Below are 14,753 nucleotides of genomic sequence, written 5' to 3'. Positions count from 1 at the left end.
ATATTCATTTTGCTGTATGTAGAGGTAGAGAATATACTGATAATGCTTCATGGTCTTAGCAAAATACATTTTACAAACTATACCGCGTATAACAAGGCAAGAATTTACGTAAGTTATAACCAAATTACAAAAGCGATGTCTGCGACAAGACGAAGCGTCTACGCACTTATAACCTTTAACTATTCAATTTTTAAGACTTCACTACTACCCATTGCGTCACAGCCGCCATTGCTCGCCAACCTAAAAATTTACCAATAGGTTCCGCCCGCTGAATGGCAATACGAGTTAAATTGCCACCGACTCGTTCATGCCATTGAAATAAAGTTTGCTCACCCTCTACCGTGACAACATTCGCTACTAAACGCCCACCCGGCCGCAATGCTTCCCAGCAAATATCAAAAAGTCCCATTGCTGTAACCCCACCACCAATAAAAATGGCGTCTGGTGCTGGCAAATCTTTCAGGGCATGGGGCGCTTTACCTTCAATGATTTGGAGATTTGGAGTACCAAGAGTGGCGGCGTTGTCAGCAATATACAGTAGTCTAGAGGAGTTGTGTTCGATCGCAATCGCTCGACATCGCGCATTACTCCGCATCCATTCAATTGAAATTGAGCCGCAACCCGCGCCCACATCCCACAATAATTCTCCTGGTGTGGGTGCTAAAGCTGCAAGGGTGATTGCCCTAACTTCACGCTTCGTTAATTGGCCATCGTGGTGGTAGGCGTTATCTGGTAATCCTGGTAATCTTGGTAATGGGATAACCCCAGTATCAGCAATACAATCAACTGCGATCGCATTCAACACTGCAACTTCAGTTTCACTCCAAGATGCAGCCGTACCTTCCACAATTCTTTCATTAGCGCCGCCCATACGCTCCAATACAGTGATTTTACTGCCACCATAGCCGCGATTTGTCAAAATTTGAGCAACGAGTGCTGGTGTGTCTTTACCCTCACTCAAAATCAACAGCCGCGCTCCCGGATAGATGTAAGACTGGAGTAGGGAGGATGGACGACCATTCAAACTCAAGGTTTCTACCTCAGTTAAAGACCATCCCACTCTGGCACAGGCGAGGCTGAAGGCTGAAGGTGCGGGGATAATCGTCATTTCAGAGACGGGAATTCGCCGCATCAAGGTGACACCAATGCCATAACACATCGGATCGCCGCTTGCGAGTACGCAGATTGACTGACCCCGACGTTGGATGATTTCCTCTACTGAAGCACTAATGGGAGATGTCCAGACTAGTTTCTCACGTTGGTCATCTGTAGGGAGCATCGATAAATGGCGATCGCCTCCCACAATTACTTTCGCTCGATCGAGTAAAGAAACAGCGATCGCACTTAACCCCTGTAATCCATCTTCCCCAATGCCAACAATAGAAAGCCATTTTTGTATCATGCTAATTCATGATTAATTACTTCATAACGTTGTTGGCAGGAACTTTTAACTGATAATTCCTAGATTGTTGTAGATTTCGATCAGATTGCCATCAGGATCGCGCAAATGAGCTGTGCGGATTCCCCAGCTTGGGCGATCTTGTGGTTGAGTCACAACGACTGCATTCTGAGCCTTTACTTGCTCATAGACTTCATCTACGTTATCAACTGCGAAAATCAAGACAATTTTATCTCGATTGACAACATACGAAGGCTGTTCAATTCTTGGGACTACTTCAGCCATTAATTCTTTTTTGAACAAACCCAGCTTGAGATATCCGGTATTAAACTCAGCATATCCGCTATCTTCATCGCCCCAATCGACATCAAATTTCAGCAGATCCCGGTAGAACAGAAAAGAATCTTTGTAGTTGGAGACAAGCAGTCTCAGGTGTGTTAGCTGAAGCTTCATATCTGTTGGGTTAGTCTACTAACTGTGAATTCTAGGTTCTGGGTGCAAAGTCGCTAGCAACTCGCTTTCGACAATTGCTAATTCATCAAGCCGTTGCATGACAATTTCTTTGTCGAAATAAGTAGCAGCTAAAACCCAATATATACCGTAGTGACGCGCTTCGGATGCCATTAGCCCACGATAAAATTTTGCTAACTCTGGCTCTGGACAGTAAGCAGCTAATAGTCCCAAGCGTTCGTGAGAGCGAGCTTCAATTAAACCAGTGACTAGTAAGGAATCCAGAAATCGCTCAGGTTCTTTGGGGCGGACAGTAGCTTTTAAAAGAGCGCCGTAGGGAGGCGGTGGTAGGGGAGCTAGGGGAATATTCCGGCGTTCTAACCATTGGTTAACTAGCTCAAAGTGTTCTAGTTCTTCGCGGGCGATCGCAGTTAACTCCCGTACCATTTTAGTATTGGAAGGGTAGCGAAACATCATATTCAAGGCCACGCCTGCTGCTTTGCGTTCACAGTGGGAGTGGTCGAGTAAGATGATATCTAAGTTAGCGATCGCTTGTTCAACCCAAGCAGAACTAGTGGGCTGTCTCAGGGCATTGATAGTCGATAACTGAGTAGGCACAGAGTCACAAAACTCCAGAATTTAAATTTGGCTGAGTATCATAGCAAATTGATTTTAACGGAATATTGTTTGGACAAAATTCAATAATTGATTGGCGGTGAAGGGTTTCGCTAAGAAGCCTTGGATACCAATACCCGTAGTTTCTAGTAATGCCTCAGACCTAGCTAATCCACTCATGGCAATAATTTGCACTTTTAGGTTGATGATTTGCAAGGTGCTGATGGCTGTTTCCCCATCCATTAACGGCATGATCATATCTATAGTGGAGTTCTGATTTGCGTCCACCAGTATCAAAGACTCATTAACGGAGTTCTGAGCTTCATTCACGAGTATCAAAGACTCATTAACGGAGTTCAAAGCCTCATTCACGAGTATCAAAGACTCATTAATGGAGTTCTGAGCTTCATTAATGAGTATCAAAGACTCATTAAACTATATTGACGCCTACGTAACTTCTTTAGTTACAAATAGCATTAATAAAGTTACGATTTTTTATTCTTATTTTTATCCTTATTTACATAGATTATACAGTCTATCTGAACTACTTCAGTATTTTTTTGTCTTTACCTATCAAATTCACAGGTTAACCTTCCTGCTCTAGAATACGTTTCGCCTCCAAAAGTTGCTGCTTATGTTCTTCACTAACTGTTGGGTATTGCAGATTTAGTTCTTCTAATTTTGTACAGATGATATTGGCAACGGTGAGACGGGTAAACCATTTGCGATCGGCAGGAATAATATACCACGGTGCCCATTTAGTACTAGTATTATTAAAAACCTCTTCATAAGCATTCATATAATCATCCCAAAAAGCTCGTTCTCGGACATCGTTATCTGAAAATTTCCAATTTTTTTCAGGAGAATCAATCCGTGCTAAAAAGCGTTTTTTCTGCTCTGACTTAGATACATTTAGAAAAAACTTCAAAATGATTACACCATTATCAACCAAATATTTTTCAAAGTTATTGATTTCTTCAAAACGCTGTTTCCATATCTTTTTTCCATTAGGGAAGTGAGGAAGTTGTTGTTTCTGAAGCATTTCTGGATGGACACGAACCACTAGCACTTCTTCATAGTATGAACGGTTGAATATACCAATTCTTCCTCTTTCTGGCAGAGCTTTCATTGAGCGCCACAAGTAGTCATGGTCTAATTCTTCCGCACTGGGGCCCTTAAAACTAAACACCTGAAATCCCTGCGGATTAACACCAGAAGTCACGTGTTTAATAGTGCTATCTTTGCCAGCAGCATCCATTGCTTGAAAAATAATCAACAGAGCATAGGTGTTTTGAGCATAGAGAATATTTTGGTAATTAGCTAGTCGTTCAATATCTACCTGTAATTTTGTTGCAGCATCAGTTTTTTCATGAAAATCAGTTTTATAAGCTGGGTCATAGTTTTTTTTCAGAGAAATCTTTGAACCTGGCGAAACAATGAAAGCATCATGATTCATGTATAAAATCTCCTAGCAGCTAATTAATACACAAGCATATTTTGAAGAAGAGGCAAGGGAGCAGGGAGCAGGGAGCAAGGGGGATGGTTCAAATGGGGATTAGACCCAATCAATTCGAGAACCACTTTTAAGAAGTGGGGGACGTAAGAACATGTTCCGCTCCGCTTCACGGCTTTTGATTGGGGTCATTTCCCCCCGCTCCCTGCCCCAACCAAGAGCCTCTTCGTTGATTGGTAATTTAGAATAATTGGTATATTTATTCACCAAAGTTTATCCTGATTTTTTAACCATTATGCGTTCTCCAGAAACCTTTTAGAGAGTTAGCACTGCTACCTCTCTACATTTTTTTCACTCATATCTCTATGACAAAACTTAATTATGAATTACTTCGGTCGTTTTGGCATAGGACGCATTGCTTCACGTCCCAAGATAAACATCCCCGTGACACCTAAACTGACAAACCAAATATATTGATACCAATATTGCCGAATCTGCTCAACTGTACTGGTTTTTGGATGCAATGTGTTTAAGTATAGCAGAAGCACCAATATCATGAGTGCTCCAAAACCAACAAGGCTCAAGCCAACAAGAATTCGTGCAGGACGCAGTTCAAAATCACTAATAGTATTTAGGTCAATTTCTGCCAGTTCCTTAAAGGAGTCATCTGCCAAAGATGAGGTTGCTTGGAATCTATTGCTCAGTTTTGGTGGCAAAATCGGCGACAGTTTCGCAACAGTTGGGCGACGAAGCAAAGCCTCAGTATCTCGCAGCAATTCCAGCGGCTTACGGGTAGTAGTTGGTTGAGCAAACTCTATGTTGTCTGTAGGAGTTGAGGCATTAGCTTTGCTTTCAAAATCCATAGTATACTTCAGAAAAACCAGGATATACATAGCCTAGCGAATCAAAAGACAAATGCGTGAAAATAATTCGTAATTTGTAATTAATTGATTTCTGGGAAAAAATATATTCTTTAGTCAAAGTAAGTGAATTTGGGCATTGGATAATTACAAATTACTCGTCCATCTCTTTTAATGTAGCTAATGCCGATGGAGATAAACGACTGAGATAGCGGAATATCCAGTATTTAAAGATAGTGTTTAAAATCACAGGAAATGTAGCAATAAAGAAAAAGATTACATTTCTACTGGCTGGTAGACCTAAATGTTCTGCCAATCCCGCCAGAAGAACTTCCCACCCATCTGGTGAGTGAAATCCTACAAATATATCTGTAAACAGAATAATTAAAAAAGCCTTGGCACTATCGCTGAGACCAGATACAATGGTATCCATAAAAGACTTAAGAATCACAATTTCTCTTTTGCTCATGGCGATAACTATACCAAAAGAAAAGAGTGATATTAAATCAGCAAAAGCATTACTAATACTACTATTACTTTTTCTGCTAAATTCTTCCGAGATTTCAATTGCTTTACTTTTGATTTTTTCTTGTGTTAGCTCTGAAGAAAGTGGTGGTGCTTGATTAATAAAATATTCAAATCTCAGTTCTTCTTGAAAATTATGTAATTCATGGAGAGCTTCTTTTTCCATGTCAGAATTGATGAATATTTTAGTTGTATTATCTCCTCTAACTCTTTCTAGTATTGGAGTTACTAAAAATTCTTTAGATAAATATTGAGTTAAAAGCGGTACAAGAATGAGAACTATCAAAAATCGCAGGGCAATTATTGTTCTACCTTTAGAAAGGCGATAATTCCTGACAAACTCTTCTTCTGTCTGCGGTGCAAAATCTGCTTGAATTTTATTAATTCTTCTGCCAATAGAACTCTTAGGCAGTCCAGGTTTTTGAATTTGAGCGTTAATTTGACTATCATTTATATTAGATGAATTTAGCTGTTTTTTTATTTCGTTATCATTAATGTTTAAAGGCTGATAAGTTGACACTAATGGAGTATTGTTAATTAGTTCATCTTTGATAGTATACCTCTCTACTACTTCATCAATAATCTTCAATTTTTCTAATAAAACAGAATTAGAGATATTGACAATTCCCCGACTAAGCTGGAATTCTGCAAGCCTGATCTTAATAATAGTTAGGTTCTTCTTAAGATATACTTGCCAATAAGACATTACATTTTCAGTATACTTTACTGATTGTAAAGATATTTTTTTGTTATCAAAATGTTCGTTCTCAATGTTTTTAATTCTCTGAGCTGCTTGGTAAGCTTCTAAAAGTGCCCTTTCTGGTGTATCTGAAAACCAACGGTTAAGCGATCGCAAATATTTTTGGAATGTTCTGGTAAGTGAGTTTTTCATTACATATATGACTTTTCGATAATGTGTATTATAGTTATATAATCATAAAAAATGGGTAATAACAGCTAAATAGTTAGTCCAATCCAGATTCAGTTAATATTCCCTGATGCAATGTCTAAGGGCGGGCTACGCCTACGTTAGCAATTTTATATTACCTGTAAACTCAGATGGATCAGCATAAATTGACACTGGTAATTTATACTGACAGTTTATCTATTACACTGTCATCCTTAATATCATTTGCCAGTATTTCTGTTCTATACAAAAGCCTTGATTGTAACATTTCATAATCGAGGCAAATCTTCCACTATGCAAAGTCTATCACTGTTAAAGGGAATAGGAAGTAAAGATGTTGCTTTCTCATCTCCCTTATCCCTCTATTCACTACTCGCCACTCCCAATTTTTAAATTATGAGTTTAAGTCTATGCATGATTGTGAAAAACGAAGCAGCAACACTGCCTAAATGCCTGAGCAGTGTGAGAAAAGTAGTGGATGAAATGATAGTCTTGGATACAGGCTCAATTGATCGCACTCCCAATATTGCCCAACAACTCGGTGCAAAAGTCCATCATTTTAAATGGTGTAATGACTTCAGTGCTGCCCGCAATGCAGCTCTCAAATATGTCACTAGTGATTGGATTTTGGTATTAGATGCTGATGAAACTCTGACTTCAGCAATTGTACCGCAGTTACGAGAGGCGATCGCTAGAGATGAATACCTACTCATCAACCTCGTCCGCCAGGAAGTTGGTGCAGAACAATCTCCCTATTCTCTGGTTTCCAGGCTATTCCGCAATCATCCAGACATTCGTTTTGACCGTCCTTACCATGCCTTGGTAGATGATAGTGTGTCAGAAATTTTAACCAGAGAACCTCACTGGCAAATAGGTTATTTACCTGGCGTTGCCCTTGTACACACAGGATATCAAAAAAGTGCGATCGCTCAAAATAACAAATATGCCAAAGCCGCTACGGCGATGGAAGGGTTTCTCGCAACTCATCCTGATGACCCCTATGTTTGCAGTAAATTAGGGGCATTGTATGTACAAACTGGGAAAATTTCTCAAGGTATGGATTTACTGAGACGAGGAATCACCGTTGCTGAAGACAACTACGATATTTTATATGAACTCCACTATCATTTAGGAATAGCTTACAGTCGGTTGCAAAAATCCCCACAGGCGATTTATCACTATCAAGCTGCCATCAAATTGCCAATTTATCCCATGCTTAAACTAGGAGCATACAACAACTTGGGTAACTTACTCAAAGCAGCAGGAGATTTCAACGGTGCGAAAACTGCTTATGCCACAGCTTTGAAAATTGATCCTACTTTTGTTTTTGGACATTATAATTTGGCAATGACATTTAAGGCTTTGGGTTTATTTGCAGATGCGATCGTATATTATCAACATGCAATCACTTTAAATCCCAACTATGCCGAAGCATATCAAAATTTGGGGGTAGTGTTGCTGAAAATTGGCAATCATCAAGATAGTTTAACGGCTTTTAAAAAAGCGATCGCCCTTCATGAAAGGTATAATCCCGAAGAGGCGAAGAGACTACGCCAGGGGTTGCAGGAGATGAAGTTGATATAGGGCATTGGGCATGGAGGAGAATAACAAATGACAAATGACAGCCTACGCGAAATCAAGCTAAAATTATATGCTTCTAGAGGAGTTCAAGAATATTGGATTTTGAACTGGCAATTACAACAGGTTGAAGTGTATCGCCGAGAAAAAGCAGTTCTGAAATTAGTAGCAACATTATTCGCAACAGATGACCTCTCTTCACCTCTGTTACCAAATTTTGTTTGCACCGTGGCGCGCTTGTTTGTATAGAATGCGCGGAATTTGAGCTTCAGAACATGAAACTTCAAGTTCAGAACACAAAACTTGAGCTTCAGAACATGAAACTTTAAGTTCAGAACACGAAACTTGAGCCTCAGAACACGGAACTTCAAGTTTAGAACACGAAACTTGAGCCTCAGAACATGAAACTTCAAGTTCAGAACACGAAACTTGAGGTTTAAAAATGAACTCCACCCGTTCTGAGTCGAAAAAGTGGAGTTAAAAACTTGGAGAGTTGGTAAATTCTCCTCACAAATGACAAATGACAACTGACAAACGACAACCAACTAAATACGCGACTTGACAAATTTCTCTAATCTATCCATTCCCTTTTCAATCGTCGCCATATCTGTGGCGTAGGAAAGGCGAATGTTGTCATCAGCGCCAAAAGCAATTCCGGGAATGACTGCAACTTGATGTTCTTCCAGTAAAGCGTCACAAAATTCTAGAGATTTTAAACCAGTTTTGCTGATATCAGGGAACAGATAAAAAGCGCCATCTGGTTTTGCGGTACTCAATCCGGGAATGGCGTTGAGTCTGTCTAGCATTACCTGTCGGCGTTTGGCGAAGGCTTGGCGCATTTCTTCGACACAATCTTGAGGACTTTGTAGTGCCGCGATCGCACCATATTGGGCAAAGGTACACACGTTAGATGTACTATGCCCTTGAATGGTACTCGCTGCTTTAATGATTTCCACGGGCCCTGCTAAATAACCAAGTCTCCACCCAGTCATAGAATAAGCCTTTGCAAACCCATTACTAATCAAAGTGCGGTCAAAAATTTCCTTCCCCAGAGAACCGATGCTGATATGTTCTGCACCGTCGTAGAGAATCTTTTCGTAAATCTCATCAGAGACAACAAAGATATCTGCATCAACTACTACCTGCGCCAGTGCTTTGATTTCATCTGGCGTGTAAACCATCCCTGTGGGATTAGATGGGGAGTTGAGGATAAATAACTTCGTCTTCGGCGTGATTGCTTTACGGAGTTGTTCGGGAGTAATTTTATAACCCGTCGTTGCATCTGTAGGGACAATTACCGAAACCCCGCCGACTAAAGTCACCATTTCGGGATAACTTAGCCAGTAAGGAGCGGGGATAATTACCTCATCACCTGGATCGATTAGCGCCACGATTAAGTTGTACAGAGAATGCTTACCGCCATTGGTGACGATGACATTCTCAGACTTGTAATCAAGACCGTTATCAATTTTAAGCTTGTGGGCGATCGCTTCCCTTAACTTTGGTTCTCCGGCTGCTGCACCATATTTGGTTTTGCCTTCATCCAAAGCTTTGACTGCTGCGGCTTTAATATGCGCTGGGGTATCAAAATCTGGTTCTCCAGCGCTAAAACTACAAACATCTATTCCCTCTGCCTTCAGTGCCTTAGCCTTGGCTGCGATCGCTAAGGTTAATGAAGGTGTTACCTGACTTACTCTTGCTGCCAGCTTCATTCTTACTATTTTTGGCAAATCTTTCACTTATTTAAGGATATCCCAGAATCCCTAGCAAGATTTGCTTTTTCTGAATTCGTTGGGGATTGGGGACTGGGGAATGAGGAGATGAGGCAATACGGTTCGATTAAGGCAAGAGACGCGATGAATCGCCGTCTCTACAATGATTTATCGCATCTTTGTGATCTAGAATTTTCATCAAAAAACCTTAACCGAACCGTATTGGAAGATGAGGGAGCAGGGGAGAGTAACTAATAACTTTGCGAAACGGTTTGATTATTGACTCTTAACAATGTATCGTATATAACTTTATTTTTAGTGTAAACTAACTGTTTTTATGCAGATTAAGAAACTTTTAATTGCATCTTCTCTACTAATTACTGGTATTTTTATACCTAATGCTGCCATTGCTCAAAATCGCGGTACTCCGGGTAAATTTGATTTTTATGTGCTGACACTCTCGTGGTCGCCGGATTATTGTGCAAAAAATGGCACCAGTGACCCGCCGCAGTGCAGTTCTGGAAGGAAACTCGGTTTTGTACTACATGGTTTGTGGCCACAATACCAAACTGGTTATCCTGCTAATTGTTCCACACAAAAATTACCATCGGAAGTAAAGCGACGGTTTCCTGATTTGTTTCCTAGCACGAAACTTCCCGATCATGAATGGGAAAAACATGGTACTTGTTCGGGAAAAACTCCTGCCGAATACTTGGCATTGAGTAAAAAATTAAAAGATGCGATCGCTATTCCCGCAGCTTATAATCGCCCTAATAAACCCGTGCGTACCACAATTACAAATTTTAAAAATTCATTTGTGAGTGCGAATAATCAAATTACTGCTGATGGTGTAGCACCTTTTTGTTCTGGTTCAGGAAGATTTTTACAAGAAGTCTTCTTTTGTTATTCCAAAAACGGCGAACCTGGTATTTGTAGCGCCGAAATTTTGAAGCGATCGCAAAAAAGTTGTGGTCAGCCAGATTTTTTATTGAGAAATGTTAGATAAGAATGGGGCATTGGGCATTGGGCATTGGGCATGGGGAAATAATTGTTATAACTCCTAACTCCTAACTCCTAACTCCCCAGTGCCCAATCCCCACTCCCTAAGCGATCGTCACATCCGGCGATAAGTAAACATCCTGAATGGTATGAAACAGTTTCACACCTTCCTCAAAGGGACGTTGGAAGGTTTTTCGCCCAGAAATTAATCCTGAACCACCAGCGCGTTTGTTGATTACAGCGGTGCGTATTGCTTCGGCGAAATCATTTTTACCAGTCGCGCCACCAGAATTAATCAACCCCACACGCCCAGAGTAACAATTTAGTACTTGGTAACGAGTTAAATCAATTGGGTGATCGGTTGTCAACTCTGTGTAAACGCGCTCATCAGTTTTGCCGTAACTCTTACCACTGGCTTTGGCAACTGCACCGTAACCATTGTTATTTTCGGGTAACTTTTGTTTAATAATGTCGGCTTCAATTGTTACACCCAAATGATTCGCCTGTCCGGTGAGGTCAGCCGCAAGGTGGTAATCTTTATCTTGTTTAAAGGCGTTATTCCGCAGATAACACCAGAGAATAGTCACTAAACCGAGTTCATGAGCGCGTTTAAAAGCTTTGCTGATTTCTTGAATTTGCCTGGTAGACTGCTCTGAACCAAAGTAAATTGTCGCACCTACGGCAGCGGCCCCTAAATTCCAAGCTTGTTCCACATCTGCAAACAATACCTGGTCAAATTGATTGGGGAAAGTCAGCAATTCGTTGTGATTGATTTTGGCAATAAAGGGAATTTTGTGGGCATATTTGCGCGAAACTATACCTAATGTCCCCAAAGTGGTAGCAACAGCATTGCAACCTGCGGCGATCGCTAGCTTGACAATATTTTCTGGGTCAAAGTAAATCGGATTGGGTGCAAAAGACGCGCCTGCTGAGTGTTCAATCCCTTGGTCTACCGGTAGAATCGAGAGATAACCTGTGTTTGCCAGACGACCAGTAGAATAAAGCAACTGGAGATTACGCAATACTTGAGGATTGCGATCGCTGTTGAGCCATATTCGATCTACGAAGTCTGGGCCCGGCAAATGTATTAAATCACGAGAAACTTTTGCTTTGTGGGTAAGTAGGTCTTCTGCCTCTTTACCTAGCAATGACTCAATAGAATTAGCCTCTTTTAGCGTTGTAGTCATAGTATTATCCTCAAAAACTGAGCAAATGACCTTGCCTTTAAGATAGCATTTCTAATATTGCTAACTTGGTTGTACGGAGATTAGTGATATGTCTTCTTTCTGAAGATATAGCAATCTTATTGTATAAGTGAAAATCAAAAGGCTCCGATTCCCTACTTACTTTTAAGAAGTCGGGAATCTTGTTGTGAATGATTAAGTAGGGCTATACTACCGGAAGTATTCAATCAACTTTCGGAATTAATGTTTTCAACTCAGTTATCAAGTTCAAACAGTACAATCATACTATATTGGGATTATAGCTGAAAATTGAATACCCATCTTCCCCCAATTGTGGTAATAATTTTGAACAGAATAAATACAATTTTATGAGTAAGTTTCAAATCGATATCGACTTCAGCAATATAGATTTAGCTTCCCTTGAGACAGAAGAAGATTTTCAACGAGAGGCAAAAATGTTACTCCCAAAGGCACTGGTCAAACTAGGTGAAAGTGTGGGTGAAAAGACTTGGGAAGAATTACAGCAAAAGCTGCAAGGAACTGGAGGTAAACTCAAATCTTCTCCCAGCGAGAAACGTAGGTTTATTCAAGAAACCGGAAGAACTTATCAACGAAATGCTAGTAACAGAGAAAAACAAGAACTGGAAGAATATATAGTAGAGCAATTACGCCAGCACAAGTAGTATTTGTCATAATTTAACTTACCGGACATGATTCAAATAAACCAGCGGCGAATTAACTCCACCTGGAAGCGATAGCCGTCGTCAACTTCCTCAATTAACTCACGTTGCAACAGCAAGTTGAAAGTAATATCAGCATCAGGAAACTGTTGCAATAAAGTTTGGTGGCTAACTATAGCCCCTTCCGCTTGAGCGGCGATAAAACGTAGAATAGCTTGTCCAGTGGGGTCTACTTGATTGTTTTGAATATCAGCAAAGAAGAAACCACCACTTTGTAAAGCTTCTGGTATTGCGGCTTCCACATCCGCGAAAGTTGCCAATCGCCGAACAGAGGGATTTTGTTCGTTCTTAAGGACAATAATTTCCGCGCAGAGTAGTTGTACCAAGAACGGGTGACAACGAGTGAGTTGTAGCACTCGCTCAACAGCGTTGGGTTCATAGCGGAGGGTAAAATCTTTGACGGGACGTTCAATTAATTGTCGTGCTTCCGCTTCTTTGAGGTACGAGATATGCACTACTTGGACATTAATGAGATAACTAGCCCAGCGCTGATATTCTTCGATAGTATGAGAGCCAGCCAGTAACACCTTGAAGTGGGGACGATGTTGGATGAGGTGACGCAGCATTCCTAAAACATCCTGTTCATCAAAGCGACCTTTGGCTATGGCGTTGTCTAGCACCTCGAATTCATCTAGCGCTAGTAAGGCGGTATTTTGTTCTAGAGCCTGTTCTACTTTATCTAGCCATTCATCGAAATAGGTGAAGGGGTCAGCTTTTAAAACTTCGCGGGCTAGGGACGGTAGAGTTACACCTTGCTTTTTCGCTGATTTCTCCATATCTCTAGCCAGGTTATAGAGAAAACCTGCATGGTCACTAGCTGATGAAGGTGCGCCTTGCAAGTCTACAAACATGGGGATGATGTTACTAGGTAGTAACTTGCCGATGTTATTGAGGAGGGAAGTTTTACCCATGCGTCGCTGACCGTATAGTAGCAAAGGTGGGCGACGGCGATCGCGCAGTAGTTGCTCAATGCGTAAGCCAATGTCATCACGCCCCGTGAAAATTTCTTGCTCCCGTGTGAGCGGTATGCCGATGATGTAAGGCGATTCAATTTCTTGGCGGAGTTCAGTAATTTTAGCCAGTTCATCTGCATAGTTAGTTACTATCTCACGCCAACTTTTGATAATGGGGTAGAAACGGACTGTGTATTTGTCGCTGCTACGAGAGAAGTTCTGCAACTGTAGGTTTAATTTATCTGCAACATCTCTGAGGAGTAAGCGCTGGTTATAAGCACTTGCTTGATTGAGAGCAGCATCAACATCCTCGCTGATACGGCTAAAGATTCGTAATAGAGGGCTAATTTCACTCCTTAGTTCGTCAATTACCAGACTGCGATGAGCTTCACGGATAGCTTCAACATCTTTACAGCTTTGTAAAGTGCGTGCATCTAGTTCAATTTGTGCAGCTTGTGCTGCCCAGCGCTGGGGGCTGGTACTGAGATATTCTAAAGCAGCTTTGCCTTCAACTGGGTTATTTTCGATTATTAACAGGAGATGCTCATCTAAACCAGGCAGATGTAAACGTTGCCACTCATCCCAGAAAGCGAAGTGAAAGCGCAATAAACACGGGCTTTTACCATTACGCCCTTTGTCTAATCTATAGAGGAGATAATTCCAGAGAATAAGAAATGGAAAGGATAAAACAGGTCGCCATGAATTAATAGTTATTCCCGCGGCTATCGCCACGGCTAGCGCCACGGGTGTCGCCACGGCTCCCGCCACGGCCACGGCTCCCACCACGGCCACGGCTCCCGTTACGCCTACTGCCACGGCTCCCGCCACGCCGAACGCCACGCCTACTGCCACGGCTCCCGCCACGCCGAACGCCACGCCTACTGCCACGGCTCCCGCCACGCCGAATGCCACGCCAAACGCCACGCCGAATGCCACGCCAAACGCCACGCCTTCCGACACATCTACCGCCATGCCTACCGCCACGCCTACCACCACGCCTACCTTCACGTGAATAAGTATAATTGCAATTGGTTCACGCAATGCCCCCAGTATTAAGCCCAGCAGTAAGTTAGCTAGGATAGGTAAGATAAAGTATGCCTGGATGAACAGTCGCCACAGAGCAAGGTTCCGCCATCGCCCTTGTCTCAACAAGATAATTAGAGAGGAGTCAGAGTCTAAAGCAGGGTCAATGCGCTCAAGGTGGTTACGCCATGCTGAAGGACGGAAGATAAGCCAGAAAAGCAATTGCAGACTACCGAGGATTAAGTTGGGGTGTTGTTGCGGTGCATTGGTGTAAGCGTTGGGGGGTAGTTGTGGTGAGGTCAACGTTTTTGCACTCCTAACGCGGTGTGGAACTTTCTCTCAAACCTAACCCCCA

13 protein-coding genes and 1 pseudogene are annotated in these 14,753 nt (G+C 41.7%); 4 read left to right on the top strand and 10 right to left on the bottom strand.

The window, feature by feature from the left end; translation table 11 throughout:
• Positions 1-190: 190 nt before the first annotated feature.
• The 7 genes from cbiE to HWQ40_RS30745 all read right to left on the bottom strand — a co-directional run bounded on the left by cbiE (position 191) and on the right by HWQ40_RS30745 (position 6,194).
• Positions 191-1,402, bottom strand: coding sequence for a precorrin-6y C5,15-methyltransferase (decarboxylating) subunit CbiE (gene cbiE / locus HWQ40_RS30775; RefSeq protein WP_292785652.1), 1,212 nt, complete (start codon positions 1,400-1,402; stop codon positions 191-193).
• A gap of 45 nt (positions 1,403-1,447) precedes the next feature.
• The gene (locus HWQ40_RS30770) at positions 1,448-1,852 is read right to left on the bottom strand and encodes a VOC family protein (protein ID WP_292785651.1); all 405 of its coding nucleotides are present in this window, start codon (positions 1,850-1,852) and stop codon (positions 1,448-1,450) included.
• Between the two features lie 18 nt (positions 1,853-1,870).
• On the bottom strand, positions 1,871-2,467 hold the full coding sequence (gene miaE, locus HWQ40_RS30765; protein ID WP_292785650.1) for a tRNA isopentenyl-2-thiomethyl-A-37 hydroxylase MiaE: 597 nt from the start codon (positions 2,465-2,467) through the stop codon (positions 1,871-1,873).
• A 54-nt stretch (positions 2,468-2,521) separates the two neighbouring features.
• Positions 2,522-2,794 (bottom strand): response regulator, encoded by a 273-nt coding sequence (locus HWQ40_RS30760; protein WP_292785649.1) that lies wholly within the window; start codon positions 2,792-2,794, stop codon positions 2,522-2,524.
• Between the two features lie 256 nt (positions 2,795-3,050).
• Complete coding sequence (locus HWQ40_RS30755) at positions 3,051-3,920, bottom strand: polyphosphate kinase 2 family protein (RefSeq protein WP_292785648.1); 870 nt, start codon at positions 3,918-3,920, stop codon at positions 3,051-3,053.
• 383 nt (positions 3,921-4,303) lie between these two features.
• Complete coding sequence (locus HWQ40_RS30750; RefSeq protein WP_292785647.1) at positions 4,304-4,780, bottom strand: hypothetical protein; 477 nt, start codon at positions 4,778-4,780, stop codon at positions 4,304-4,306.
• Positions 4,781-4,931: 151 nt separating this feature from the next.
• On the bottom strand, positions 4,932-6,194 hold the full coding sequence (locus HWQ40_RS30745; protein ID WP_292785646.1) for a proton extrusion protein PcxA: 1,263 nt from the start codon (positions 6,192-6,194) through the stop codon (positions 4,932-4,934).
• Positions 6,195-6,623: 429 nt separating this feature from the next.
• On the opposite strand from HWQ40_RS30745, the gene HWQ40_RS30740 reads away from it, so the two are divergent.
• Positions 6,624-7,793, top strand: a complete 1,170-nt coding sequence (locus tag HWQ40_RS30740) for a tetratricopeptide repeat protein (protein WP_292785645.1) — start codon at positions 6,624-6,626, stop codon at positions 7,791-7,793.
• Between the two features lie 45 nt (positions 7,794-7,838).
• Positions 7,839-8,036: pseudogene (locus HWQ40_RS30735) on the top strand (Uma2 family endonuclease); the annotation flags it as partial.
• A 296-nt stretch (positions 8,037-8,332) separates the two neighbouring features.
• On the opposite strand, the gene HWQ40_RS30730 reads toward HWQ40_RS30735, so the two are convergent.
• Complete coding sequence (locus HWQ40_RS30730) at positions 8,333-9,499, bottom strand: pyridoxal phosphate-dependent aminotransferase (RefSeq protein ID WP_292785644.1); 1,167 nt, start codon at positions 9,497-9,499, stop codon at positions 8,333-8,335.
• 337 nt (positions 9,500-9,836) lie between these two features.
• On the opposite strand from HWQ40_RS30730, the gene HWQ40_RS30725 reads away from it, so the two are divergent.
• The gene (locus HWQ40_RS30725) at positions 9,837-10,505 is read left to right on the top strand and encodes a ribonuclease (protein ID WP_292785643.1); all 669 of its coding nucleotides are present in this window, start codon (positions 9,837-9,839) and stop codon (positions 10,503-10,505) included.
• A 97-nt stretch (positions 10,506-10,602) separates the two neighbouring features.
• Here HWQ40_RS30725 and HWQ40_RS30720 read toward each other — a convergent pair whose 3' ends face one another.
• The gene (locus tag HWQ40_RS30720; protein WP_292785642.1) at positions 10,603-11,685 is read right to left on the bottom strand and encodes a class I fructose-bisphosphate aldolase; all 1,083 of its coding nucleotides are present in this window, start codon (positions 11,683-11,685) and stop codon (positions 10,603-10,605) included.
• 365 nt (positions 11,686-12,050) lie between these two features.
• Here HWQ40_RS30720 and HWQ40_RS30715 point away from each other — a divergent pair, with 365 nt between their 5' ends.
• Positions 12,051-12,365, top strand: coding sequence for a hypothetical protein (locus HWQ40_RS30715; RefSeq protein ID WP_104907687.1), 315 nt, complete (start codon positions 12,051-12,053; stop codon positions 12,363-12,365).
• Positions 12,366-12,397: 32 nt separating this feature from the next.
• Here HWQ40_RS30715 and HWQ40_RS30710 read toward each other — a convergent pair whose 3' ends face one another.
• Entirely contained in the window at positions 12,398-14,701 is a 2,304-nt protein-coding gene (locus HWQ40_RS30710) for an AAA family ATPase (RefSeq protein ID WP_292785641.1), read from the bottom strand.
• Positions 14,702-14,753: the final 52 nt, after the last annotated feature.

Origin of the sequence: Nostoc sp. NMS9 (genome assembly GCF_017114995.1) — a bacterium.
GTDB lineage: Bacteria > Cyanobacteriota > Cyanobacteriia > Cyanobacteriales > Nostocaceae > Nostoc.
The sequence above is the reverse complement of the archived record's forward strand: the minus strand, read 5'-3'. Positions and strand labels throughout refer to the sequence as shown.

Bases quoted from the DNA above. Each gene is read 5' to 3' on its own strand.
- cbiE (WP_292785652.1), bottom strand. From the start codon at position 1,402: ATGATACAAAAATGGCTTTCTATTGTTGGCATTGGGGAAGATGGATTA.
- HWQ40_RS30770 (WP_292785651.1), bottom strand. From the start codon at position 1,852: ATGAAGCTTCAGCTAACACACCTGAGACTGCTTGTCTCCAACTACAAA.
- HWQ40_RS30755 (WP_292785648.1), bottom strand. From the start codon at position 3,920: ATGAATCATGATGCTTTCATTGTTTCGCCAGGTTCAAAGATTTCTCTG.
- HWQ40_RS30750 (WP_292785647.1), bottom strand. From the start codon at position 4,780: ATGGATTTTGAAAGCAAAGCTAATGCCTCAACTCCTACAGACAACATA.
- HWQ40_RS30745 (WP_292785646.1), bottom strand. From the start codon at position 6,194: ATGAAAAACTCACTTACCAGAACATTCCAAAAATATTTGCGATCGCTT.
- HWQ40_RS30740 (WP_292785645.1), top strand. From the start codon at position 6,624: ATGATTGTGAAAAACGAAGCAGCAACACTGCCTAAATGCCTGAGCAGT.
- HWQ40_RS30730 (WP_292785644.1), bottom strand. From the start codon at position 9,499: ATGAAGCTGGCAGCAAGAGTAAGTCAGGTAACACCTTCATTAACCTTA.
- HWQ40_RS30725 (WP_292785643.1), top strand. From the start codon at position 9,837: ATGCAGATTAAGAAACTTTTAATTGCATCTTCTCTACTAATTACTGGT.
- HWQ40_RS30720 (WP_292785642.1), bottom strand. From the start codon at position 11,685: ATGACTACAACGCTAAAAGAGGCTAATTCTATTGAGTCATTGCTAGGT.
- HWQ40_RS30715 (WP_104907687.1), top strand. From the start codon at position 12,051: ATGAGTAAGTTTCAAATCGATATCGACTTCAGCAATATAGATTTAGCT.